Origin of the sequence: Saccharospirillum salsuginis (genome assembly GCF_014651855.1) — a bacterium.
Lineage (GTDB): Bacteria > Pseudomonadota > Gammaproteobacteria > Pseudomonadales > Natronospirillaceae > Saccharospirillum > Saccharospirillum salsuginis.
The window spans coordinates 1-24,745 of record NZ_BMXR01000013.1 but is presented as its reverse complement, the minus strand read 5'-3'; the positions used below and the strand labels follow the sequence as shown (position 1 = coordinate 24,745).

25 protein-coding genes are annotated in these 24,745 nt (G+C 56.2%); 11 read left to right on the top strand and 14 right to left on the bottom strand.

Going from position 1 to position 24,745, the window contains the following annotated elements; translation table 11 throughout:
* From rsfS to IE111_RS20505, 3 genes are read right to left on the bottom strand one after another with little or no spacing between them, the layout of a single operon-like run.
* On the bottom strand, positions 1 to 375 hold the full coding sequence (rsfS, locus tag IE111_RS20515; protein WP_189612337.1) for a ribosome silencing factor: 375 nt from the start codon (positions 373 to 375) through the stop codon (positions 1 to 3).
* A 22-nt stretch (positions 376 to 397) separates the two neighbouring features.
* Positions 398 to 1,045 (bottom strand): nicotinate-nicotinamide nucleotide adenylyltransferase, encoded by a 648-nt coding sequence (locus IE111_RS20510; protein ID WP_189612334.1) that lies wholly within the window; start codon positions 1,043 to 1,045, stop codon positions 398 to 400.
* A complete protein-coding gene (locus IE111_RS20505; RefSeq protein ID WP_189612332.1) occupies positions 1,038 to 2,291 on the bottom strand; it encodes a glutamate-5-semialdehyde dehydrogenase in 1,254 nt (417 codons plus the stop codon). Before IE111_RS20505 ends, IE111_RS20510 begins: the two co-directional genes overlap by 8 nt.
* Before the next feature lie 166 nt (positions 2,292 to 2,457).
* On the opposite strand from IE111_RS20505, the gene IE111_RS20500 reads away from it, so the two are divergent.
* On the top strand, positions 2,458 to 3,864 hold the full coding sequence (locus IE111_RS20500; RefSeq protein WP_189612330.1) for a VTT domain-containing protein: 1,407 nt from the start codon (positions 2,458 to 2,460) through the stop codon (positions 3,862 to 3,864).
* Here IE111_RS20500 and IE111_RS20495 read toward each other — a convergent pair.
* The 4 genes from IE111_RS20495 to IE111_RS20480 form a co-directional block, all read right to left on the bottom strand.
* Positions 3,831 to 4,436: an LON peptidase substrate-binding domain-containing protein gene (locus tag IE111_RS20495; RefSeq protein WP_189612328.1), complete on the bottom strand. Its 606-nt coding sequence runs from the start codon at positions 4,434 to 4,436 to the stop codon at positions 3,831 to 3,833. The two genes, IE111_RS20500 and IE111_RS20495, sit on opposite strands and share 34 nt — an antisense overlap.
* A gap of 76 nt (positions 4,437 to 4,512) precedes the next feature.
* Positions 4,513 to 4,749 carry a hypothetical protein gene (locus tag IE111_RS20490; RefSeq protein WP_189612326.1) on the bottom strand — a complete coding sequence of 79 codons (237 nt, stop codon included), beginning with the start codon at positions 4,747 to 4,749 and terminating at the stop codon, positions 4,513 to 4,515.
* A 272-nt stretch (positions 4,750 to 5,021) separates the two neighbouring features.
* The gene (locus tag IE111_RS20485; protein WP_189612324.1) at positions 5,022 to 5,384 is read right to left on the bottom strand and encodes a hypothetical protein; all 363 of its coding nucleotides are present in this window, start codon (positions 5,382 to 5,384) and stop codon (positions 5,022 to 5,024) included.
* Between the two features lie 177 nt (positions 5,385 to 5,561).
* Positions 5,562 to 6,257: a hypothetical protein gene (locus IE111_RS20480; protein ID WP_189612322.1), complete on the bottom strand. Its 696-nt coding sequence runs from the start codon at positions 6,255 to 6,257 to the stop codon at positions 5,562 to 5,564.
* Between the two features lie 230 nt (positions 6,258 to 6,487).
* On the opposite strand from IE111_RS20480, the gene IE111_RS20475 reads away from it, so the two are divergent.
* The 4 genes from IE111_RS20475 to minE all read left to right on the top strand — a co-directional run bounded on the left by IE111_RS20475 (position 6,488) and on the right by minE (position 9,836).
* Positions 6,488 to 7,981, top strand: coding sequence for a helix-turn-helix domain-containing protein (locus IE111_RS20475; RefSeq protein WP_189612320.1), 1,494 nt, complete (start codon positions 6,488 to 6,490; stop codon positions 7,979 to 7,981).
* The gene (gene minC, locus IE111_RS20470) at positions 7,978 to 8,655 is read left to right on the top strand and encodes a septum site-determining protein MinC (protein ID WP_189612318.1); all 678 of its coding nucleotides are present in this window, start codon (positions 7,978 to 7,980) and stop codon (positions 8,653 to 8,655) included. The genes IE111_RS20475 and minC overlap by 4 nt, the downstream gene beginning before the upstream one ends.
* 117 nt (positions 8,656 to 8,772) lie before the next feature.
* Positions 8,773 to 9,582: a septum site-determining protein MinD gene (minD, locus tag IE111_RS20465; protein WP_189612316.1), complete on the top strand. Its 810-nt coding sequence runs from the start codon at positions 8,773 to 8,775 to the stop codon at positions 9,580 to 9,582.
* Positions 9,583 to 9,587: 5 nt separating this feature from the next.
* On the top strand, positions 9,588 to 9,836 hold the full coding sequence (minE, locus tag IE111_RS20460) for a cell division topological specificity factor MinE (protein ID WP_189612314.1): 249 nt from the start codon (positions 9,588 to 9,590) through the stop codon (positions 9,834 to 9,836).
* 70 nt (positions 9,837 to 9,906) lie between these two features.
* Here the strand turns inward: minE and trxB are convergent, their stop codons facing one another.
* Positions 9,907 to 10,869, bottom strand: coding sequence for a thioredoxin-disulfide reductase (gene trxB, locus IE111_RS20455; RefSeq protein ID WP_189612312.1), 963 nt, complete (start codon positions 10,867 to 10,869; stop codon positions 9,907 to 9,909).
* 202 nt (positions 10,870 to 11,071) lie between these two features.
* The gene (ampE, locus tag IE111_RS20450; protein WP_189612309.1) at positions 11,072 to 11,884 is read right to left on the bottom strand and encodes a regulatory signaling modulator protein AmpE; all 813 of its coding nucleotides are present in this window, start codon (positions 11,882 to 11,884) and stop codon (positions 11,072 to 11,074) included.
* A 144-nt stretch (positions 11,885 to 12,028) separates the two neighbouring features.
* Between ampE and nadC the strand changes: the two genes are divergently transcribed.
* A complete protein-coding gene (nadC, locus tag IE111_RS20445) occupies positions 12,029 to 12,889 on the top strand; it encodes a carboxylating nicotinate-nucleotide diphosphorylase (protein ID WP_189612307.1) in 861 nt (286 codons plus the stop codon).
* Here nadC and IE111_RS20440 read toward each other — a convergent pair.
* Both IE111_RS20440 and IE111_RS20435 read right to left on the bottom strand, forming a co-directional pair.
* A complete protein-coding gene (locus IE111_RS20440; protein WP_189612305.1) occupies positions 12,886 to 14,493 on the bottom strand; it encodes a PglL family O-oligosaccharyltransferase in 1,608 nt (535 codons plus the stop codon). The genes nadC and IE111_RS20440 overlap by 4 nt on opposite strands.
* Before the next feature lie 97 nt (positions 14,494 to 14,590).
* The gene (locus IE111_RS20435) at positions 14,591 to 15,019 is read right to left on the bottom strand and encodes a pilin (RefSeq protein WP_189612303.1); all 429 of its coding nucleotides are present in this window, start codon (positions 15,017 to 15,019) and stop codon (positions 14,591 to 14,593) included.
* Between the two features lie 418 nt (positions 15,020 to 15,437).
* Here IE111_RS20435 and pilB point away from each other — a divergent pair, with 418 nt between their 5' ends.
* The 5 genes from pilB to yacG are packed head-to-tail and all read left to right on the top strand — an operon-like array spanning position 15,438 to position 19,939.
* Positions 15,438 to 17,018 (top strand): type IV-A pilus assembly ATPase PilB, encoded by a 1,581-nt coding sequence (gene pilB / locus IE111_RS20430; RefSeq protein WP_308427566.1) that lies wholly within the window; start codon positions 15,438 to 15,440, stop codon positions 17,016 to 17,018.
* 11 nt (positions 17,019 to 17,029) lie between these two features.
* Positions 17,030 to 18,250: a type II secretion system F family protein gene (locus tag IE111_RS20425; RefSeq protein ID WP_189612301.1), complete on the top strand. Its 1,221-nt coding sequence runs from the start codon at positions 17,030 to 17,032 to the stop codon at positions 18,248 to 18,250.
* Positions 18,250 to 19,113: a prepilin peptidase gene (locus tag IE111_RS20420; RefSeq protein WP_189612299.1), complete on the top strand. Its 864-nt coding sequence runs from the start codon at positions 18,250 to 18,252 to the stop codon at positions 19,111 to 19,113. Before IE111_RS20425 ends, IE111_RS20420 begins: the two co-directional genes overlap by 1 nt.
* Entirely contained in the window at positions 19,110 to 19,703 is a 594-nt protein-coding gene (gene coaE, locus IE111_RS20415) for a dephospho-CoA kinase (RefSeq protein WP_189612297.1), read from the top strand. Before IE111_RS20420 ends, coaE begins: the two co-directional genes overlap by 4 nt.
* Positions 19,704 to 19,714: 11 nt before the next feature.
* Positions 19,715 to 19,939: a DNA gyrase inhibitor YacG gene (gene yacG, locus IE111_RS20410; RefSeq protein WP_308427565.1), complete on the top strand. Its 225-nt coding sequence runs from the start codon at positions 19,715 to 19,717 to the stop codon at positions 19,937 to 19,939.
* Positions 19,940 to 20,018: 79 nt separating this feature from the next.
* Here the strand turns inward: yacG and mutT are convergent, their stop codons facing one another.
* The 3 genes from mutT to secA are packed head-to-tail and all read right to left on the bottom strand — an operon-like array spanning position 20,019 to position 24,444.
* Complete coding sequence (gene mutT / locus IE111_RS20405) at positions 20,019 to 20,441, bottom strand: 8-oxo-dGTP diphosphatase MutT (protein ID WP_189612292.1); 423 nt, start codon at positions 20,439 to 20,441, stop codon at positions 20,019 to 20,021.
* 4 nt (positions 20,442 to 20,445) lie between these two features.
* On the bottom strand, positions 20,446 to 21,666 hold the full coding sequence (gene argJ / locus IE111_RS20400; protein WP_189612290.1) for a bifunctional glutamate N-acetyltransferase/amino-acid acetyltransferase ArgJ: 1,221 nt from the start codon (positions 21,664 to 21,666) through the stop codon (positions 20,446 to 20,448).
* Positions 21,667 to 21,681: 15 nt separating this feature from the next.
* Positions 21,682 to 24,444 (bottom strand): preprotein translocase subunit SecA, encoded by a 2,763-nt coding sequence (gene secA, locus IE111_RS20395; protein ID WP_189612288.1) that lies wholly within the window; start codon positions 24,442 to 24,444, stop codon positions 21,682 to 21,684.
* Positions 24,445 to 24,745: the final 301 nt, after the last annotated feature.

The window sequence follows — 24,745 nt, the reverse complement described above, 5'->3', positions numbered from 1 at the left end:
TTATTCCGATGAATCGGCCACACCCGGCGTCGCGCCGGACCAGAGACGCTCCAGGTCGTAATAAGCCCGGGTCTCGGGCAACATGACGTGCAGGACCAGGTCGGTGAAATCGAGCAACACCCAGTCCGACCCGCCGCCGCCTTCCTGGGCGCGGACCTGATACCCCAGTTTCTTCAAATCCTCGTACACCGAATTGACAACCGCCGATACGTGACGTGTTGAGGTGCCCGAGGCCACAATCAGGGTGTCCATCAGGCTGGTTTTGTCGCGCACGTCAATGACCTGAATGTCCTGGGCCTTGATGTCCTCAAGGGCGTTGACGACGGCCTCGACGAGACCTTCGGGTTGTGCATTGGATAATGTTTTGTCTGTCATTCGCTCAGTGTCCAAGGGCTGTTCATGCCCGGTCGGGTGACCGGTACAACCCGTGTTGTCGGATATAGTCATGGATGATGGGCGGCAGGCTGTGTTGCCAGTCCGCCTGTTCATTTCGCAATTGGCTGGAGGCCAGGTGCGAGTGGCTGGCCGCCCCCCGCAACCAGCCGCCGGCGTCCAGCCTGGCCAGTTCGGCCAGGCTCTCACACTCGGTTAACGGCAGGTCCGGCACATTCAGATGGCCGTCGCCCCGACCGAACACCCAGAAGTGTGTCACCTGGATCAGGTCTTCAATGCCTTCCCACCTAGGCAGTGACGCAAAGGCATCACCACCGAGCACGAAGACAAAACGCCAGTCCGGGAAGTCCTCGCGCAGGGAAACCAGGGTATCGAACGTAAAACTCGGGCCGGGCCGGTCCAGCTCACGCCGATCGATCACCAGACGGTCATCGCGCACCGGTTCGTGCTCGACCCAGAGTTCGAGCATGCGCAAACGCTGCCCGGGCGATGCCTGTGCGGCGTCTTTCAGGGCGGGAATCTGGCAGGGAATCAGGCGCAGCTGGGCGATGTCCGGTTGCGCCAGTACCTGCCGGCACAACCATTCGTGCGCCCGATGGAAGGGATCGAAGGTACCGCCGAACAGGGCCATGAGTGGTTTGGTATCACTCACGAATCTGGCCGTCTCCCAACACAATGTATTTCTGGGATGTCAGCCCTTCCAGCCCCACGGGTCCGCGAGCGTGGATCTTGTCGGTGGAAATGCCGATCTCGGCACCCAGTCCGTACTCGAACCCATCGGCGAAGCGCGTGGAGGCATTGATCATCACCGATGCGGAGTCGACTTCGGTCAGGAAGCGGCGTCCGAGCGTGTAGTTCTCGGTGACAATGCAGTCGGTGTGTTGGCTGCTGTAGGTGTTGATGTGGTCGATCGCCTCATCGAGGCCCGCCACCACGCGCACCGCCAGCACCGGCCCAAGGTATTCGGTGGACCAATCCTCCTCGGCCGCCGCTGCACAGTCGATCAGGGCCCGGGTCTTCTGGCAGCCACGCAGTTCCACACCCCGGCTGACGAAGGCGTCGGCCAGTTGCGGCAGAAGCTCTTCGGCGCGGGATTCGGCCACCAGCAAGGTTTCCATGGCATTGCAGACGCCATAGCGATGCGTTTTGGCATTGACGGCGATGGCCAGCGCCTTGTCGGCGTCTGCCTGATCGTCGATGTAGACGTGGCAGATGCCGTCCAGGTGCTTGATGACCGGCACCCGGGCATCGCGGCTGATGCGCTCGATCAGGCCTTTACCGCCGCGGGGCACAATGACGTCGACGTATTCGGGCATGGTGATCAGGGCGCCCACGGCTTCACGGTCGGTGGTTTCGACCACCTGAACGATGCTTTCCGGCAAGTCCGCCGCCTTCAGGCCGGTACGTATGCAGGCCGCCAATGCCTGGTTGGACTGGATGGCCTCGCTGCCGCCACGCAGGATAACGGCGTTGCCGGATTTCAGGCAGAGGCTCGCGGCCTCGATGGTCACATTCGGACGGGATTCGTAGATGATACCGATGACACCCAACGGCACCCGCATCTTGCCGACCTGGATACCGCTCGGCCGGAAATTCAGATCGGTAATGCCACCCACCGGGTCCGCCAACGCGGCGACCTGATACAGGCCTTCGATCATGGTGTCGATGCGCGCGTCGGTCAGTTCCAGCCGGTCGAGCATGGCCGCTTCCAGGCCTTTGGTCCGGCCGGCGTCCAGATCCCGGGCATTGGCACGCTTGAGCGTGTCGCGCTCGGATTCGATGGCCTCGGCTGTCGCCAGCAAGGCCCGATTTTTCATGCCGGTATTGGCGCGTGCCAGCTGCTTGGAGGCCGAGCGGGCCGCCTGACCCAGACCGTTCATGTATTCGGTGACGTTCATCCGGATAATCTCTTCTCCTGCTGTCCGATCCCAAAGCGCCAGGCTCGGGACGATGATTCGTATCTCTCGGGATTATACCGACATGAGGCGTTTGAAACCATGGAAGACCGACCACATTCCCCTGTAATATCGCCCCTTTTGCACGTTCGAGCCGGGAAAATACACCATGCCCCTCTGGTTGGAGAGTCACCCCCTGATCACCTTGACGGCGGTCGCGTTCGTTGCCTTCATCGAATCCTTCGCGTTGATCGGCGTGCTGGTCCCGGGTGTGGTGCTGCTGTTCAGCCTGGCGGCCCTGACCAGTCAGCTTGATCTGTATTTGCCCTGGGTGCTGATCGCGGCGGCGCTGGGCGCCTGCATCGGGGACGTGTCCAGCTTTTTCATCGGACGCTGGCTGCAACACCGTCTCGACCACATTCGCTGGTTCCGCTATCACCGGCGCTGGCTGGAACAGGGGGAATGGTTTTTCCGTCGCTGGGGGTGGCTGAGCGTCATCATCGGTCGCTTCGTGGGGCCGATACGACCCGTCGTACCCTTGATCGCCGGAACACTGAACATGCCGAAACGGCTGTTTGTCGGTCTGAACCTGATGTCGGTTCTGGCTTGGGCGCCGGTCTACATTTTACCCGGATATTTTACCGGAGAAGTGGCGGACCTGATGGAAGCCCGCCCTCTGTCCGACCGGACCCTGATCCTTACGGCCATCACCACGGGCTGCATTCTGCTGGCGGTATTGACCATCAACCATCATCTGCACCCGGAGCACCCGAAAACCGCTCGCTGGCTCCCGATCATGAAGCGTATCCCGCCCCGCTTCCCGTTTTCGGCACTGATTCTGGCTCTGGTGAGTTCAATGTCCCTGGCCTGGCTGACTCTGGCCCGGCCACTGACCTGGGACCGACTGCTGTCCCAGCAGGTACCGGCCTGGCGGGCGGGCGGCGCCGACGATTTCTTTGTCGGCTTCACCTTGCTCGGTGACCCGGCCATCCTGGTTCTGACCAGCGCCATGGTCACCGTCTGGTTGTTTCTGCGGGGCCACGTATGGCTGGCGGCGCATGTACTGGCCACCCTCGGGATCGCATTGTGGGGATTACACGAGATGAAGGCCTGGTTCGACGTCGACCGGCCGGATTGGGTGACGACGCTGCCCATGGGCGCGGCTTTCCCGTCCGGTCACAGTGCCGGCTTCGCCCTGTTCATCGGAATACTGGCGGCCATGATCAACGAATCCCGTGCCGCCGTTGTACGCTGGCAACTGTACTTGCCCGCCGACGCTCTGATGATCCTGATGGCGTTCAGTCGCGTCTGGCTCGGCGTGCACTGGTTGTCGGATGTGGCGGCCGGCTTGCTGCTGGCGCTGCTGTTCGCCGCCCTGACCCGAATCAGCTACATCAGCCTCACCCGCGAGCGGTTCCGCCTGGGCGGATCGATCGCATTCTGGCTGCTGCTGGGTCTGACCTTTCTGTCGTATCTGGGAATAGCCTGGGATGGCGCCCAGATGGACTACCGACTGGTGCAGCTAGGACTCCAGGAAGCCGGTCAGTCTGCGCCGGCCATATCGTTGAGCACCTGATCCAGGGTCCGACAGCGCGACAGGAAGTCGTCCTCGGCCAACAGTGCCTCCTTGATGTCGGTATCGAGCGGCAACCAGACCATCAGCTGGTGGATGCCTCCGCGCGGTGAATCCAGGGTGTCACTCGCCTGAGACGACAGATAAGGGTGTTCCATCAAGGCGTCCAGAAGCGGCTGGTAGCGCAGCAGGCAGGCCTGCTCCTCCTGCCGGTTCGACGTCGATTCCGGCAGCGTTTCGATTCGGCCCCACCACAACCCGGTCGCATCGCGTTCCGGGTCGGTGACCCGAACCCGACTCAACCCCTCCACAGTGATGCCCAGCAGGCCGTTGTCCAACTGCCCGAAATCGATGATCTTGCCGTAACACCCGCATTGCGCCTGGCCGCCGCGAGGTTCGGCCAATGTCACGACGAACCCCTCGTTTTCACGGGTGCAGCGCGACACCATCATCAGGTAACGGGGCTCGAAGATCTGCAGCGGCAGCGTAGCCTGCGGCAGCAACAAGGCCCCCAACGGAAACAAGGGAACCCGGGTGTCGGACTTTTGCGGTTCGTTTTCGGATGCATCGCTCATGATCGGGCCTCATTCAAAGCCTGTCGCCTACCGGTATCGGTTCGGCGAGGCGTACCGGTCAATACGTCGGAGCGCGTCAAGCGGTTTCATCCAGCACCACAAAGGACAGAAAGGTCAGCAACAGAGCAGCGGCAACGGCGAACGGCGGCGACGGCACCAGCCAGACCAGGACGGCCCCGATGATCCACAGGCGCCGCACCCACTCCACCTTGACCCGATGCTTCGCGGTGGTCACCCGGCGCGACGAGGTTGTCTCCGGCATGCGCCAGAACTGCCACCAGCGCAGTAGCCACAGAGAACACCAGTAAGCCATAGACATCACTCCTGGCTGTTTGACGTGGATGGTATTTCCCAAGACTAGACCATCGACTCCCGCCCGATGTTAAAAAATGTCATATCGCGATTGATGCGGATCAATAGTCGCTTTAGCCACCGGCGCATACTAAACACCTAACCCGAAGGAGGTATCGCCATGAACGATCCAATTCTCGACCACTCACTGGAACGCCTGTCCCCGGTCATCGTCGTGCTGTTCGTCATCGCTTTGCTGCCATTGGCGGCCGGCCTGATCTGGGTACTGCAGTCCTAACTTCTCATGCGCGCCTCCTCCCGGCGCGCCAGCGCTGCCGAACCCTCCGCCGATTGACGGACCCAGTCCGTCACCGGCGCCTGCCCCAGGGCCTGGTCGCCGGGTAACAGATACCACTGTTCGTACACCCGGCCATGGGCGACCCAGTTTCGCCGACCGCAGGTTCGCAGCAGCTTGGCCTCCAGTTCCGGGTCCGTGGCGCGAATGCCGACATCGCCATCGAGGGTCACAACCAGACACAGTTGCCCTTCGACACGCACCACGTGCTCACCAAAATAGATGCCGACCTGAGGCGTCAGGTCCTCGGGGATAAATTGAAGAAGATAATGAATACGACGGGATCGATTGATCTTATCCATTCGCCTGTCCTTGATGAATGAAAGAATCGGAAACACTGCCTTGTCCGACCTAAACGGATAGAAAGACGGGCCAAGCCTAGGTTCGCTAGACCTTTACCCAGTGCAGCTGTCAAAAAGTGTATCAAAGGGTTGCTTTCAAAAACAGGGTATAAAACGATAAGTTTGACGGAACCGAGCCTACCCGGGAGGCTGGTGCGTGCCGATCAGCTTGACACCCGCCTGTAGCAACGCTTCATTGACGGCGGCTCGGCCGGAAGGTGCCGACCGAAACAGCGTACCCATCAGCGGACCTTGAGGCACCGTTTCCAGATAAGGCTGCAGGTCGGACCAATGGGACCAGTCCCAGTCGAAGACAACGACATCCACTCGCCCCGACAACCGGGCCAATGCTTCCCGGCTGTCCACCGCAGACGTGGCTTCCATTCCGGTGACCACCGCAGCAATAACCAGAGGCACCCCCACGGCATCGGCTGTGAAACGGCATTTCGCGGCGGATCGGGCCAGGGCTTCAATGTCCACCACATCGGAACTAAGGAACACGACCGCCGCTCCATCGGACATACTCGCCAGGGTAGGCGCACACAGTGAGTCGTCGGTTTCGCTTTCGACCGCCCAGCCCTGCCCCATGATCGGCTTTGCAACTCCGGAAAGGCGCAGCTGCCAGGGGGGTGGATCGCGATCGAGCAGAATGGGCCAGTCACTGTGGAGCCAGCGCCATAATCGGCAAGCTGACCGGTGGGCATCGGGGTGCGGTAGGTTGGCATCGGACGCCACTGCGGCGACCTGCTCGGCGTCATAATCCCGCCGAACGCCATGCCAGCGCGGGTTAATCTCCCAGTCCTGCCGTATCTGGTCCGCCGTGCGGATCCCCATGACGTTGCCCCTGTCCAGATTCCGGTGGTGTGGTGGTCGGACAGTGGCCGACCATCGCCTTCCTTTCATGATAAATGGGCGAATTTTCAGTTCAAGCGTAATTTCGCTATATTCAGACAATTCACGAACAGCGAGTGATGCGCCCATCATCCGTGTGGCGGATTGTTTTGTCTCAGGCTCATCACTAGAATGCCCCTCAATTTCGCTCGTGGCGAACTTACGGAAGGTGTATGGAAATCAACAGTGAGAGCCTGAGGTTCATTCTCGGCATCAAGGTCAAACAGTACCGGCAACAGGCGGGCCTGTCGCTCAAGCAACTGGCGGAGCGGACCGGGCTGTCGATCTCGTACCTGAGCGAGATCGAAAAAGGCAAGAAATACCCCAAGCCTGAGAAAATCATCCTGCTGGCCCAGGGCCTGGATAAATCCTTCGACGATCTGGTCTCGTTGCAACTCGACGATGAGCTGAACCCCATCACCGCCCTGCTCAACTCACCCCTGTTCAAGGAATTCCCACTGCAGCAATTCGGCATCGGCCTGACCGACCTGTTCGATCTGGTGACCGATTCGCCCAGCAAAGCCGGCGCTTTCGTGCGCACCCTGCTGGAAATCGGCCGGGGGTACGACATGCAGGTCGAGCACTTCCTGCTCGCCTCACTCCGCTCCTACCAGAAAATGCACTTGAATTACTTTGCGGAACTGGAGGAACACGCCCAGACCTTTCGCCAGGAACAGGAGCTCGACCCGACCCGGGGCATCAGCCTGGATTGGCTGGAATCGTTGCTGCGCGATCGCTACCAGTGCCAGGTGCGTTACGACGACTTCGAAGACGTTCCCGACCTGCAACCGCTGCGTTCCATCTGCGTGTCACCGCACAAGCTGGTGATCAATTCCCGGCTGATGCCACAGCAGCGCAAGTTTGTACTGGCCAAGGAAATCGGCTATCGCTACATGGCCCTGGCCGAACGAGCCCTGACCTCGTCCTGGATCAAGGTTGAATCCTTCGAGCAGGTCTACAACAACTTCAAGGCGTCCTACTTCGCCGGCGCCCTGCTGATTCCGGAACCGGTCATGCTGCAGGACCTGCGCGACTGGCTGTCCCAACCGACCTTCGACGGCGATCGTCTGGCCGCCATGATGGACCGCTACGACGCCACCCCCGAAATGTTCGTCTACCGCATGTCCCAACTGATGCCACACCATTTCGGACTGCACAAGATGCACTACATGCGGCTGCACAACGAAGTGGGCGTCGACAAGTACGAGATCGCCAAGGAACTGAACACCACCAATGTCTTCATTCCGCGCGGCATCGGCCCGAGCGAGCATCACTGCCGTCGCTGGGTGTCGGTCAAGGCGTTGAAAGAGGTGGGCGAACGCCAGCAAGCCGGCGAGACGCCTCAGGTAGCCATCGCCGCGCAGCGCAGCCGTTTCATCGCCCAGGACCAGGCATTCTTCAACATCGCCGTCGTTCGTCCTTTATCGCTGGGCCAGAACAGCAACACCGGTATGACGCTCGGCTTCCTGGTGGACGACCACTTCAGGGAAACAGCCGCGTTCTGGAACGACCCGAATGTTCCCCAAATGGACGTGCACGAGACGTGCGAGCGCTGCCCGCTGACCGATTGCCAAAGCCGGGTCGCCGAACCGACGTTGCATCGTGCCCGGCAAAAACAGCACAATCGCGAAAAAGCTCTGCAACGCTATCTGGAAAGCCATCAATGACGGACGCTCAACCCTTGACGGTTCGTGCCCGGATGCTGCCGGTGCAACGACTGATCGTCGAAGACCCGGACCCGGACCGGTTCGAACAACGACTGCAAGCCACCCTCGCCCAGGCCCCCGCTCTCTTCAACCGGGCACCGGTGGCCCTCGATCTGACCGCTTTGGTCGACAACCTCTCAGGCGATCTGCTGACCCACCTGCTGGAACGCTGCTGGCGCCACCCGGTCATCGTCTTTGCCCTGGCGGGCCCCAAGGAATCGCTCGGGATCTGGTGCGATGAATTCCAACTGGCCTGGATGGACAGCCGCGACCGGGTCACCAAACCCAAATCGAGTCAGGCAAGCCCCGCTCTGGACACTCAGGTAATCACCCAACCGGTGCGATCCGGCCAACAAATCTATGCGCGCGGCGCCCATCTGCTGATCATGAACCAGGTCAGCGCCGGCGCCGAGGTGATCGCCGACGGCAATATCCATGTCTTCGGTGCCCTGCGCGGCCGCGCCATGGCGGGAGTTCAAGGGCTCGACAGCGCGGAAATCGTCTGCCAGGAAATGGACGCCGACCTGGTCGCCATCGCCGGCACCTACCGGGTGCGGGACGACATGCCGGAACACAGCCAAGGGGCCGCCCGCGTCTACCTGCGCGACGAACAACTGCTGATTGACCACTACTGATTGTCAGCGCCGCTCGGCATTTGCGACACTGGCCCTTGGTGAGCGCCCCGAAAAAGGGGATAATCCGCTCGTGTTACCGGTAAGTGACCGTTCATCGACAGTAAGGAAGGACTAACCTTGGCAAAGATCGTCGTCATCACCTCCGGCAAAGGCGGGGTCGGCAAGACCACCTCCAGTGCCGCCATCAGCATGGGCCTGGCCTTGCGCGGCCACAAAACCGTTGTGATCGATTTCGACATCGGCCTGCGCAACCTTGATATCATCATGAACTGCGAACGCCGGGTGGTGTTCGATTTCGTCAACGTCATCCAGGGCGACGCGACCCTGAACCAGGCGCTGATCAAAGACAAACGCTGCGACAACCTGCACATTCTGCCGGCCTCGCAAACACGCGATAAGGAAGCGCTGACCAAAGAAGGCGTCAAGAAGATCCTCGACGACCTGGCCGAGCAATTCGAATACATCATCTGCGACTCCCCTGCCGGCATCGAGCAGGGCGCTCAAATGGCGCTCTACTACGCCGACGAAGCCGTGGTCGTCACCAACCCGGAAGTCTCCTCCGTCCGCGATTCCGATCGCATCCTGGGCATTCTGCAGAGCAAGAGTCACCGCGCTGAAAACGGCCAACCGCCGGTCAGGGAGCACTTGTTGGTGACCCGTTTCGACCCGACCCGTGTCGCCCGCGGCGACATGCTGAACATCGAGGACATCGAAGACATCCTCGCCATCCCGCTGTTGGGCGTCATTCCCGAGAGCCAGTCGGTACTCAACGCCTCCAACAAGGGCATGCCGGTGGTGCTGGATGAGAAAAGCGACGCCGGACAGGCCTACCTGGATACCGTCGCGCGCTTTCTGGGTGAGGACAAGCCCCATCGATTCCTCGAAGCCCAGCGTCGTGGCTTCCTGAAACGCGTATTCGGAGGGTAAGACCGATGGCACTGTTCAATTGGTTCAAGGACAAAGAGCCCCGCTCGGCCGACGTCGCCAAGGAGCGATTGAAAGTGATCGTCGCGCACGAACGCAGCCAGCGCAACGCCCCCGACTACCTGCCGGCGCTGCAACAAGACATCATGGCGGTGATTCGTAAATACGTGGAGATCGACCAGGACCAACTCCAGGTCGATTTAAACGAAGAGGGGAACTATTCGGTTCTGGAGGTCAACGTCAACCTCCCCAAGTAGCAGAAACATCCCAACCCTTACTAAGAGCTCCCCTCTCCCGCTTGCGGGAGAGGGGCTGGGGGAGAGGGTCTTACTTCTGCGACCGCTTCAACTCATCCAGATACTTCTCGGCATCCAACGCCGCCATGCACCCGGTCCCCGCCGACGTGATCGCCTGCCGATACACATGATCCATCACATCCCCGGATGCGAAGACACCGGGCACGCTGGTCGCGGTGGCATTACCCACAAGACCGGACTTCACCTTGATATAGCCGCCTTCCATATCCAGCTGCCCTTCGAAGATCTGGGTATTTGGCGTATGACCGATGGCGATAAACACGCCATCCAACGTCAGCTCTTCCTTGGTGTCGTCCTGCGTGCTCGCGATACGCACTCCGGTGACACCCATCTCATCACCGAGCACCTCGTCAAGAGTGCGGTTCCAGTGCAGCTCGACCTTGCCTTCCTCGACTTTCTCGAACAGTCGATCGGCCAGGATCTTCTCGGACCGGAAGTTGTCGCGACGGTGGATCACATGCACCTTGCTCGCGATGTTGGCCAGATACAGCGCCTCTTCAACGGCCGTGTTACCACCACCGACCACAGCGACTTCTTTATTCCGATAGAAGAAACCATCGCAAGTGGCACAAGCCGATACGCCCTTGCCCTTAAACGCCTCCTCACTCTCCAGGCCCAGATAACGGGCGCTGGCACCGGTCGAGATAATCAGGGCGTCACAGGTGTAAGTGCCCTGGTCGCCGGTCAACGTGTAAGGGCGTTGGCTCAAGTCGGTCGTATGAATGTGATCGAAAATCACCTCGGTGTTGAATCGCTCGGCGTGCTCCTTCATTAATTCCATCAATTCCGGGCCCTGAAGCTCGGCATGGCCACCCGGCCAGTTTTCCACCTCAGTGGTCGTGGTCAACTGACCGCCCATCTGCATACCGGTAATCAGAACTGGGTTCAGGTTCGCGCGAGCGGCATAGACCGCAGCCGTATAACCGGCCGGGCCGGAACCAAGAATGATCAAATCGTGATGTTGACTGCTCATAGGTGCTTTTCCATCCAAATCAAAAGCGGGTGTAGTTGCAGGTTTAGCTGCGCATAGAATGGCGTTTTATTGGATTGAATCAACCCTGGCCTGGCTATGAAAACCATTATTTTGAACTATCAATCGGAAGCCGTGATGCAGATCAGCACGAACAATGCTCGAAAAACAACCCGCATGACGCCCATAGGCCGTGATACCGGCGTCACCAGGCGAATATCGTGAACAAGGCCAGGACCACCAACCAGAGAATCTGTGCTCGGCGCATCAGCAGCAAAAGGTCTTCCGGGTGCTGAGCGCCCGGTTCGCCCGGCAAGGCCGCTCTGACCGACGAGGCCAGCAAATTCTGATCGGTATGGTCGAAGTCCCGAACACGCCGGACCCAAATGGCGAAACTTTGAGCAAAGTTGCCAACCAACGCGAGAGACAGGGTTAACAGCCGAACCGGAATCCAATTAATGGCATGACGCATCTGCACCGCCAACGGCCCGGCCGCTTCCGCTCGAAAGACCGGTTGAATCATCATCAGCAAGGACACCAGAACCACGCCAGGCGCCCCGAAGGCCACAAACCAGAACAAGGTGACGAAAAAGCGCTGGAACAGCAGGTAGGCCAGCCCGTGTTTGACCGCCTGATCCATCTCATGAGGCCCCTGTTCATACAGGCCTTCGGGCATTCCCAACCGCTCAACCGCCAATCGATACGCCTGATCAGCCGCCCCTTCGGCCTGATAATCCCGATAAACCCGCAACTGATCGACCTGATCCGCCGGCCCGAACGCCAACAGCAACACCCCCAGACTGACCAAAAAGGTCACAATCCAGAGATCGAACCAGGCCAGAACAGCCGCCAGAACCAGGGCTGGAACAAACAGAACCGCCAGAAAAACCCAGATGCTGCCACCCAAACGCCGTACGACCCGATGCACAGCCTCCTGAACCGGTTCCGCCCCGGGCAAACGATCACTGGTGACACTGAGCGATACCAACCAGGCCAACAAGGCCGCCAGAAACGTCATCGTCACGCCTCCATTCCAAAACGGCCCTCAGATTAACACCCGATTCCGGGAAATGCGAAGACAGACAATCCCCTCTTGGAGAAGTGCTTCATCGACTCTATAATCCGCGCTCTTAAAGCCCTCAAACCACAGGTTAGCCCGTCTATGTTCATCGCCGATGTCCCTTACGCCGAAAAACTTCGTAATCATATGGTTCGATGTGTCCAGTTTGCGCTGGAGGAGGATATTGGGTCCGGCGATATCACAGCGGAGTTGATTCCTGATGACAAATCAATCAAGGCTGAAGTCATTACCCGCGAGTCTGGCGTTTTGTGCGGGCGAGAGTGGGCTGATGAAGTGTTTCGGCAGGTTGATGCCAATGTACTTCTGAAATGGCACAAAGAAGACGGAGACCTACTAGAGCCTAGCGAGAAATTAGTCACCATTAACGGGCTAGCCGAATCCATATTGACAGCCGAGCGAACGGCTCTGAATTTCCTACAAACCCTCTCAGGCACAGCGACAACGTCTAATCGATATAAAAACAGCGCATCTGATTCTGGAGTGATCATTCTTGATACTCGAAAAACGATCCCTGGATTGCGAATGGCGCAAAAATATGCCGTAGTCGCTGGCGGGTGCACCAATCATCGACTGGGCCTTTTTGATCGCTTCTTAATAAAGGAAAATCATATTTCGGCATGTGGAAGCATATCTAAAGCCGTATCATTCGCCCGGAAAAAAGATCCCAGTAAAATCATTGAAGTAGAAGTCGAAACCCTGGCTCAGCTGGATGAGTGCATAACATCTAATGCAGATATCGCTATGCTGGACAATTTCAGCCCCGAGGACACATCACTCGCTCTACAACGAGCCAAAGGCAGAATAAGCATTGAAGTCTCGGGTAATGTCGACCTGAACAGCGTCAAAACCATCTATAATTCACAGCACCCAGACTACATTTCATCAGGCGACCTGACAAAAAACATTCAAGCTTTAGACCTAAGCCTTAGATTTGCTCTTTAGTAGTTCCTAGGATACATAAGCCTGGCTAATCGACTCAATTGCTCAACTTTTTCTTCCTCGCCAATTGAGTTATATGCCTCAACAACGATGTAAAATAACTTTTCGTTAGGGTGATTAGACATAAATTCTTCAGCTTTTTCAGCGTAGAATATGACCGAGGACTTGTCACCAAGATTCATTGCATTTACCAAGTCCGCGCCTAGAAATGAAAGATTCAACCTATCGGTCAGGGCAAACGGATTAATCACACCGGATAATATCCCAATATTTCCATCTGGGTCTTGCAAATAGTTGCGGTACACAATAGCGGTATGGTAAGCAGTCGAAAAATATAATACGGCTACCAGTGAACCTGATAATGCCACCGCCCTCCAAACTTCAACATGAGGCAACGCAACGGTTTTTAATTGTGATCTATCGCATGTTGCCACCCAAAATAGAGCTACGAACACGAACCAATGAGGAAATGAATGATAAAAAGGATACTCAAACATAGAATGGACCGCGATAGGCACCATCATGGCCCAGCCTGCCAATGACTCTATTCGCTGATCTCTATAATTAAGATATAAAACAGCTGCTATAAAGGCCAGTATCACCCCAAGCACGGGGACTCCGCCCTCAACAGCCCAATACAAGAACTCATTATGGGGGTGAGAGAGTGAATGAGAACCGGGTATTATCCTCCCTTCCTCGATTCTTCTGTCTACGTAACTATAAACGAACGACGACCGGAAGCTACCATATCCCCATCCCAATACTGGTTTTTCTTTAATCATATGGACGGCATGGGCATAATCATATGGCCTGATGCCACCACTCACTATACTGTCAACAGTTCTCGGGCCGTCAGTGAATTGCGCAGAAACAAACAAGGCACCGAATCCGACCGCAAAACCTAAAATCAGGCACGCAAACCACGCTTTCAATTTACTCCGACTCTTCCACCCACCAATAGCCAGCAATAATAAGCCAATAACAAGCCCTATAAATGCAGACCGAGACAGCACCAGCATCAGAATTGAGGGTCCCAAAAGCGGTAGCGAATATACGACATACTTTGGAATGATCGACTCGTAGTTTCGAGTCGCAAGCCAGCCGGAACAAACTATCCCCGTGACAACATACGACGCCAAGACATTAACCTGCTGAAACACACCAACGGGCCTGGAGGATTCGCCAAACACCAGGAAGTCCAAATGATACAGCACCCAAACCTGCAAATGCCCATGCAGCACCTGGATTAAAGAGCTTGCAACGACAATGGCAACTACATGCACTTTTGTAATAGTTGAATACTGACTTAACACCACATAAAGCAGGAGGCCTAGCCATATAAAAATGACACGAGGCAAACTGTCTCCCAGATTTACGGCATAAAACAATGGAATAGTCAAAGCAGAACATACAATGACCAACCCTACGATATAGTCATTATAAGCAATGGTCTTGCTCTTCAATACGTAATAGAAGCCAATCAACAAACACGGGACAAAAGCAGCCGAGTAAAAAATATTGAAATACAATGCTAGCGCTTGCCCGCCGAAATTACTCGAAGGTAAATGCATAAAAAACAGCAAGCTAGCATACAAACCTATCAGCATCCAGCTCTTTCCCGGCGACGTAACCACTTCTTTTCTCCAAAAAAAAAGCCGACTGACGTCGGCTTGATTAGATGCTTACTATTACTGCGTCTAAGCTTTACTTACAGCCTGAAGGCAGATAATTGTCAGCCATGGTACCACCAGCACATACGAAAGACAAAGTACCACCAGATCCAGTTGCTGTTAAGCTTACCGTTTGACCCGCGATGGCTGCAGACACCCCAGAAGATCTCATAAGGGCCGTGTAAGTTGCAGAGCTAGCGGCAGAACTGCCGTCAGTGATGCTCGCAACATACTTACCGGAGCCTTGATAGCTGCCCAAACTGGCCAATACAGGCAGCACTCCTTCGGTTTGGTAGTATTCAGAAACCGGAGTTTTCAACGCACTCAGCAAGCTAACAGCTTCGGATGCTTGAGCTCGAGCTGTGTAATCCTGGTACGCCGGGATCGCAACAGCAGCGAGAATGCCGATAATCGCGACCACGATCATCAATTCGATCAATGTAAAACCTTGTTGTTTCTTCATATTGTCGACTCCTCGAATCGTTGTTTCGGTTCGGGGCTGTTGAATCAACAGTAACCCACCTGCAACAACCCAAGCAGCATACGTGCCAACTCGAAGATACTCTAATCACCAGCATAATCATATCGTCCCCACCCGAATTTTCGACTAACGCACATCTAAACTACCAATTATTTAGCAAGATGTGACAATTTGCGTCACCCCGCACATCATTTGCCCTGACATTGAGCCCAAAGATTCAATGTTGCCTTAATTTTGACTAAGCTAAGGTGGCTAGAAATACTCAAGAGTGATACCTCAATATGGCTACAGCACTAGGCGGCCTGGCTAAGCGATTGGTTCGAGAAGAACTGATCGGTGAAGAAGAGGCCTTAGCTGCAACACAGGATGCAGTAAAAGAAAAAAGAACATCGTCGCCTTTTTGGTTGAAAACGACTTTATTACCCCGAAGAAAATAGCGGAGTTAGCTGCCGATGAATTCGGAACGCCGATTTTCGACTTGGATGCATTCGACATTGAAGTGGCTCCGAAAGACCTAATCAGCCCTAGTCTGCTTCAAGCCCACCACGTGATACCGCTCGTACGTCGTTCAAATCGGCTGTTTATTGGAGTATCGGACCCAACTAATTTGGTCGCTATTGACGAAATCAAGTTCCACACAGGCTTAAGTGTTGATGCCGTTCTGGTTGAGGAAGACAAACTAACTGCTGCATTAGAACGGTTCCTTGATGACAGTTCAGACGCATTTAATGATTTAGAGGAAGAGGAAGGTCTCGACGACCTAGATGTAGTAGATACCAAAAAAACGGATGACGATAGTAACGTTGCGGATGGTGCAGACGATGCACCGGTGGTTCGCTTCATCAATCAAATGTTGCTGTCAGCCATCAAAAAAGGTGCTTCAGACCTTCACTTCGAGCCCTATGAAAAAAGCTATAGGGTGCGATTCAGGATCGACGGGGTTCTCCAAAACATGGCCAAGCCACCCCAGGCACTAGGCCCCAAACTGTCGGCCCGCCTGAAGATCATGTCCAATCTTGACATATCAGAACGTCGAATTCCTCAAGATGGGCGAATCAAGCTTAAAATCTCCAAGACCAAAGCGATTGATTTTCGAGTTAATACACTTCCAACACTGTTCGGTGAGAAGATCGTTTTGCGTATTCTGGACCCATCTTCTGCAAGAATGGGGATCGACGCGCTAGGCTATGAAGACGATCAAAAACAGCTATACATGGCTGCCCTCGAACGGCCGCAGGGAATGATTCTCGTTACCGGCCCGACAGGCTCAGGTAAAACCGTATCTCTTTATACGGGATTGAACATCCTTAACCAGGAAGGTACAAACATCTCTACAGCGGAAGACCCGGTAGAAATCAACCTGGATGGCATCAACCAGGTGAATGTAAACACGAAAGTAGGCCTTGACTTTGCAGCCGCACTCAGATCTTTCCTGCGGCAAGATCCCGATATTATCATGGTCGGTGAGATTCGAGATCTGGAGACCGCATCGATCGCTATCAAAGCGGCACAGACCGGCCATATGGTGATGTCGACCCTACACACCAATAGCGCCGCCGAAACACTTACGCGCATGATGAATATGGGCGTCCCCTCCTTCAATCTCGCGACAACCATCAATTTAATCATCGCTCAGCGACTGGCCAGGCGACTGTGCGGTAACTGCAAGCAACCGGCAGAAATCCCACGAGATGTACTTCTGAAAGAAGGATTTACCGAAGACCAATTAAAAGACATTACAGTCTACAAGCCTGTCGGCTGCAGCAATTGTAACAAGGGATATAAGGGCCGTGTTGGTATTTACGAAGTAGTTCGCATTACACCAGCGATCTCTCGTATTATCATGGAAGAAGGGAATTCCATAGATCTGAGCAAAGCTTTCGACAAAGAGGGGTTCAACAGTTTAAGAAAATCCGGGCTGGTCAAGGTAGCCAAAGGCATCACCAGCTTGGAGGAAGTCAACCGAGTTACTACTGACTGAGGCGCCGATATATGGCTACCAAAGCACAAAAAATGTCAATTTTCAATTATGAAGGGCTGGATCGAAATGGTCGGGTCCAGAAAGGTGAGATATCAGGGACTAACCCCGCACTCATTAAAGCCGACTTGCGTCGTAAAGGCGTTATTCAGGTCAAAAAATTGACCAAGAAAAGAGCCGACATTCAGCTGTTTAGCCAAAAGGTGAAACCTCAAGACATCGCAATTTTCACCCGGCAAATGGCTACCATGATGAAAGCCGGCGTCCCCTTGATGCGGGCTTTCGATATTGTTGCCGAAGGTTTGGAAAACCAGAAAATGGCTGAACTGGTTACCCAAATGAAAAATTCGGTAGCTAGTGGCGGCTCATTTGGTGCGGCTTTGCGTGAGCACCCCAAGTACTTTGATGATTTGTATTGTTCGCTGATCGAATCGGGCGAGCAGTCTGGTGCACTGGAGACGATGTTAGACCGTGTAGCACTGTACAAAGAGAAGTCAGAGAGTCTAAAACGAAAAGTAAAAAGCGCAATGAAATACCCCATCACGGTGATCTGCGTGGCGTTTATTGTTACTGTTATCTTGCTTGTGAAAGTAGTCCCTACATTTGCGGAGATGTTCACTAGTTTCGGAGCGGACCTACCAGTTCCCACTCAAGTCGTACTCAACATGTCGGAATGGGTGCAGGCGAATGGACTGTTGGGTGCGGGTATACTGGTAGCTTTCGGGTTCGGTTTTCAGCAAAGTCTCCAACGTTCTAAAAAATTCAGAAATGGCTGGCAACGGTTCACGGTCAAACTTCCCGTATTTGGTCAAATACTGTATCAGTCTGCGATGGCCCGATATGCGCGGACATTGTCCACAACCTTTGCCGCCGGTGTTCCTCTGGTCAGTGCGCTTGAGTCTGCCGCAGGAGCATCGGGCAACATTATTTATGAAAACGCCATCCTGAATGTCAAGCGAGATGTCGAGACCGGGACTGAACTGGCTACGTCTATGCGATCCCAGGATGTTTTTCCACCAATGCTGGTTCAAATGGTGGCCATTGGTGAGCAATCCGGGGCCTTGGACGACATGCTCGGCAAAGCGGCTTCAATATATGAAGAAGAAGTCGATACGCTGGTTGATGGTCTGACGGCGATGATGGAACCCATGATTATGGCCTTTTTGGGCGTAATCGTCGGTGGCTTGGTAATAGCGATGTATTTACCAATCTTCCAAATGGGTTCTGTTGTCTAATGGATCTAATTCTCATTCTGCAAAACAATACGGCCGCATTCATAGCGGCCGTTTTTGTTGTCGGTCTACTCGTAGGTAGCTTTCTCAACGTGGTGATCTACCGCGTGCCCGTCATGATGCAACGTGTCTGGGATCGTGAAATCGCCGAAATTCAGGGTCAATCGGTGGAAGATCATACAACGTTCAATCTGATCAAGCCGGACTCGACGTGCCCTCATTGCGGTCATGCCATTCGAGCGTGGGAAAACATTCCGGTAATCAGCTACGTCTTTCTGAAAGGCCGCTGCTCTGCCTGTAAAGCCTCTATATCACCCCGCTACCCAATCATTGAAGCTTTAACGGCTGGTTTATCAGGTGTGGTTGCCTGGAAATTCGGTGTATCCCTTGAGACGGCCGCGTTGTTGGTGTTTTTCTGGTCTCTGGTCGCGTTAACCATGATCGACGTGGACCATCAGTTGCTGCCGGATTCGATCACTCTGACCCTGCTGTGGTTAGGATTGCTGCTGAACCTCGATGGTTTGTTTGAATCCATCAACAGTGCGGTGATTGGGGCGGTTGCTGGTTACCTATCACTCTGGAGCGTCTACTGGGCCTTCAAGCTGCTCACCGGCAAGGAAGGTATGGGCTACGGCGATTTCAAGCTGTTCGCCGCCTTTGGCGCCTGGTTCGGCTGGATGGCGTTGCCGTTGATTATTCTGTTGTCCTCGCTGGTCGGGGCCGTGGTCGGTATCGTGATGATCGCTGTGATGGGCCGGGATCGGCAGATTCCGATTCCATTCGGGCCCTATCTGTGCGGCGCTGCGTTGGTGTATGTCTTCTGGGGCGACGCCATCATGAGCTGGTATCTGGGTAGCTTTGCATGATCGTCGGTCTGACCGGTGGTATTGGCTCGGGTAAGTCCGCCGCTATGGCCGTGTTCGAGAAGCTCGGCATAGGTTGCGTGGATGCGGATGTGGTCGCGCGTGAGGTGGTGGAGCCGGGTCAGCCGGCCTTGTCGGCCATAGCAGACCACTTTGGTGAGGACGTACTCACTGAAGACGGTCTGCTGGATCGGGCCACTTTGCGGCATCGCATCTTTTCGGATCCGGATGAGAAGCGTTGGCTTGAAGGGCTGTTGCATCCGTTGATTCGAACCGAAATGCAGCGGCAATTGGCGGCTCAGTCGTCGCCCTACTCGGTTCTGGTGGCTCCTTTGCTGTTCGAGAATGATCTGGATCGCGGCTGCGATACATCGGTACTGATCGATGTGCCGGAATCCGTCCAGGTCGAACGGGTTTTGGCTCGCGATGGTGGCTCCGAAGAGCAAGCCTGGGCGATTATTCGCCAGCAGATGCCGCGCGAGGAGAAGCTGAAGCGGGCGGATCATGTGGTGTCGAACATGGGTTCGTTGGCGGAGTTGGAATCCCAGCTGGTTGCATTGCATAAGCGGTTTGTGGCACAAAGCGCGTCATAAATGCTTACCGAATGTCATTAGGCGGTTTTATGGCCACTCACGTTAGTTGTCCTACCTGTAAGAAGTCCACGGTTTATTCGAAAGAGAACCCCTATCGGCCGTTTTGCTCGAAACGGTGTAAGTTGATCGATTTGGGGGAATGGGCCAGTGAGGGGCATCGGATTGCCGGGAAGCCGGCGGATGAGGAGTTGTTGAGTGGGGATTTGCCGGGGAATCAGGATCAGAGCCGAGAATAAATTGTTGGATTACGCGCATTCGCGCTAATCCAACCTACTAGGCTGTTCTGTGGTAGGTTTTTGGTGGGCATTGCCCACCCTACTTTTCGCGGAGCTTCTCTATCAGTGTGGCGTTGGCTTCGGGGAAGGTGTAGTTGTCCAGGTTGTTGATGTTGACCCATTCGATGGGCTGACCTTCCTTGCCGTGGGCTTGGCCGCTGAAGGCGTGGCAAAGCCAGGTGTCCAGTAACACGACCTTGTCGCCGTAGTCGAATTCCAACTGGGTGAGAGACTCCATGGCATCGGTATCGGCAGTGATGCCGACTTCTTCTTCCAACTCCCGCGCCAGCGCTTCCTGTACGCTTTCCCCCTCTTCCACCTTCCCGCCCGGGAATTCCCAGAGCCCGCCTTGATGCAAATGATCAGGACGACGGGCGATCAGGATGGTGCCACCGTTCAGGACCATGCCTACGGCAACATGAATCACTTTAACCTGGGGCTTGTCTGGTGCGGTGCTGTCCATGGGATCAGGTGCGGTACTCGGCGTTGATGCGGATGTATTCGTGCGAGAGGTCGGTGGTCCAGACCTGGTCGGAGACGTTGCCCCGGTTGAGGATGACGCGAATCGTCAGTTCTTCCTGAGAAACGACGGCACTGCCCGCTTCTTCGGTGTAGCCGGGAGCCCGTTCGCCGCCGGCGACGATCTGGACATCGTCCAGCCAGATATCGATCTTGTCCACATCCAGGTTGTCCAGACCACTGCGGCCGACGGCGGCCAGTATACGGCCCCAGTTGACGTCGGAAGCGGTCAGGGCGGTCTTGACCAGAGGGCTGTGAGCGATGGTGTAGGCTACGGCCAGGGCTTCTTCGGTGGAGCCGGCTTTGTCGACAGCCACCTCGACGAACTTGGTGGCGCCTTCGCCGTCTCTGACCACGGCCTGGGCCAGTTCCAGCATGACTTCGGAAACCGTCTTCAACAGATGACGGTAGAGTTCACTGTCGGTGCTGTCGATCTCGGGCAGTCCGGTCTTGCCGGTGGCGGCCAGCATGCAGGCGTCGTTGGTGGAGGTGTCGCTGTCGACGGTGATGCGGTTGAAGCTGCCTTCATTGGCGGTCTTCAACAGTTCCTGCAGCACGGGCTGGGCGACCGAGGCGTTGGTGGTCACATAGGCTAGCATGGTCGCCATGTTGGGCTTGATCATGCCCGAGCCTTTGGCAATGCCCGTGACGGTAATGGTTTCGCCCTGGTATTCGAATTGACGAGAGCACCCCTTGGGGCGGGTGTCCGTGGTCAGAATGCCGTGAGCGGCCTCTTCCCAGTTATCGGGATGCAGGGCGGCAATGGCGTTGGGCAGGCCATTGGCGATGGTCTCCATGGGCAGATATTCGCCGATGACGCCGGTCGAGAACGGCAACGCCTGCTCGGGTTCCAGCCCTTTAAGGGCGGCCAGACGGGCACAGGTCTCTCGGGCATCCGCCAGACCCCGGGCACCGGTACCGGCGTTGGCATTGCCGGTATTGACGACCCAGAAGCGTGTCTCGGCCTGGCTCATGTGCTCACGTGCCACCTGAACGGGTGCGGCACAGAAAGCATTGGTAGTGAAGACCCCGGCGACGCGTGTGCCGGGTACAAACTGGAACACCACGAGGTCACGCCGGTTCGGTTTCTTGATGCCCGCGCAACAGACGCCTATCGAAACCCCGTCCACCGGGAGCAGCGGCCCGGTTGGGCCTTGTCCTACCGCCATCTGTGTACCCTTTCCTTAACTCAGTTTGCCGTGACAGTGCTTGTACTTTTTGCCGGACCCGCAGGGGCAGGGTTCGTTGCGGCCCACTTTCTGGCCCTGTCGAACCTGGGGCTGCTGCGGTTGGCCACCAGCGTTGGCGTTCCCACCGGCGGACTGACCCGGCTGGGCCTCGGCCTTGCCTTCCGCTTCGGCCATGGCCGAGGCTTGCTCGTGTTGAAAGCGCATCCGGGCCATGGCGGCTTCGCGGCGCTTGCGCTCTTCCTCGGCGGCTTCCTCAGGTGTGCGCACCTGGACGTGCGAGAGGATACGAATGGTGTCGGCCTTGACCTGCTCCAGCATGGACTGGAACAGCTCGAACGACTCGCGCTTGTATTCCTGCTTCGGGTTCTTCTGGGCGTAACCGCGCAGGTGAATGCCCTGGCGCAGGTGGTCCATGTTGTACAGGTGTTCTTTCCAGTGCTGATCCAACACCTGCAGCATGACCTGCTTCTCGAACTTGCGCAGTGCCTCGGGGCCGGCGACCTGCTCTTTTTCCTTGTAGCGGTCGACCACGGCTTGCTGAATCCGCTCGCGCAGGGCCTCCTCGTGCAGATGATCGTCCTCGTCCAGCCATTGCTGAATGGGCAATTTGACCCCGAATTCTTTTTCGATGCCTTTTTCGAGACCCGACACATCCCACTGTTCGGGCAGGCTTTGCGGTGGCAGGTGCTCGCTGATTTCGGCATCCACGATGTCGCGGCGGATGTTTTCGATCACATCCTCGATGCTGTCGGCGGCCATCAACTCGTCGCGTTGCTGGTACACCACCTGACGCTGGTCATTGGCGACATCGTCGTATTCGAGCAGTTGCTTACGAATATCGAAGTTGCGATTCTCGACCTTGCGCTGGGCTTTCTCGATGGCGTTGGTGACCATTTTGGCCTCGATCGCCTCGCCGTCTTTCATACCCAGCGATTGCATGATGCCTTTCATCCGCTCGGGCATGAAAATGCGCATCAGGCTGTCTTCCATCGACAGGAAGAAACGGGAAGAACCGGGGTCGCCCTGACGACCGGCACGGCCACGCAACTGGTTGTCGATCCGGCGGCTTTCATGACGCTCGGTGCCGATGATGTGAAGACCACCGGCGGCGATCACCGCATCGTGCCGTTCCTGCCAGTCGGCTTTGGCGTGTTCCAGCTTGGATTCGTCCGGGTTGTCGAGGTGCTTGAGTTCGTTTTCCCAGTTGCCGCCGAGCACGATATCGGTACCGCGACCGGCCATGTTGGTGGCGATGGTGACGGCGCCGGGCTGGCCGGCCTGGGCAATGATGTCGGCCTCGCGATCGTGCTGTTTGGCGTTCAACACATTGTGCGGGATCTTGGCCTTCTCCAATGCCTCGGAAATCCGTTCAGAAGCCTCCACCGAGGCGGTACCGACCAGAATCGGACGCCCTTTCTCGCGTTCGGCCTTGACGTCATCAATGACGGCATTGAACTTCTCACCCTCGGTCAGGTAGATCAGATCGTTGTAGTCCACCCGCGCAATCGGCTTATTGGTCGGGATGACGACTACGTCCAGGCCGTAGATCTGACGCAGTTCGAAGGCTTCGGTATCGGCCGTACCGGTCATACCGGACAGCTTCTCATACAACCGGAAGTAGTTCTGGAAGGTGGTGGAGGCCAGGGTCTGGTTCTCTTTCTGAACCTGCAGGCCTTCTTTGGCTTCCACCGCCTGATGCAGACCGTCGCTCCAGCGGCGGCCGGGCATGGTCCGGCCGGTGTGCTCGTCGACGATAACGACCTGGCCTTCCTGAATGATGTAGTCGACGTTGCGGTTGAACAGGTGGTGCGCCTTCAAACCGGCCGTGATGTGGTGGAACAGCAGCAGGTTTTGGGGGGCGTAAAGCGACTCATCTTCGGGCAGCAGCCCCGCTTCCTGCAACAACCGCTCGACTTTCTGGTGGCCTTCTTCGGTCAGTTCGATGCTGCGATTCTTCTCGTCGAGCAGGAAATCTCCTTCGACGCCTTCCTCGCCCTCGTTGGGTTCCCGACCAGGTTCGAGCTTTGGAATCAGCTTGTTGATCTGGATGTAGCGCTCGCTCGAATCTTCGGCGGCGCCGGAGATGATCAGCGGCGTACGGGCTTCATCGATCAGGATGGAGTCCACTTCGTCGACAATGCCGAAGGCATGGCCGCGCTGGTATTTGTCCTCCAGGCTGAAGGCCATGTTGTCGCGCAGGTAGTCGAAGCCGAACTCATTGTTGGTGCCGTAGGTGACATCCGCCTGGTAGGCTTCGCGCTTCTCGTTCGGGTCCTGCTGAGCGGCAACGACACCGACTTTCATGCCCAGGGCTTCATACAGGGGGCGCATCCAGTCGGAGTCGCGCCGGGCCAGATAATCGTTGACGGTCACGATGTGCACGCCTTTGCCCGGCAAGGCATTCAGATAGGTCGCCAATGTCGCGACCAGGGTTTTGCCTTCACCCGTTTTCATTTCGGAGATTTTGCCGGAATGCAACACGATGCCACCGACCATCTGGACATCGAAATGACGCAGCCCCAGGGTGCGACGGCTGGCTTCGCGAACCAGGGCGAAGGCTTCCGGCAGCAGTTGATCCAGGGTTTCGCCGTTTTTCAGCCGCTCGCGAAAGACCTCGGTCTTGCCGCGGATGTCCTCATCAGACAGGGCTTCCATGTCGGGTTCCAACGCATTGATACGCTGGACGATGCGATAAAGTCGCTTCACTTCGCGGTCGTTCTTGGAGCCGACCACCTTTCTGATCATTGTGGTGAACATAGGGGAGCGTCGTTTTATGATTCGATTCAAAGACTTATGTGGTGGTCAACTATACTGACTGCAAGCGTCAATGTCTTTACCCTGCGGATTTTTTACGGGGATTGGGACACATTTGGGGTTTTGAGGGGATGGTTGGTGTTGGATTACGCCCTTCGGGCTAATCCAACCTACTCGGACATTTCGTTAGGAGGCAGTTGATGGTGGGCGATGAGGCTGTGAGAGTATTTTTTTGCCGGCATCACATTGGTTTTAGGCTCGTTCATGCTGGTTAGAATGCCCTCCGGCACCCGCAATTGGTATT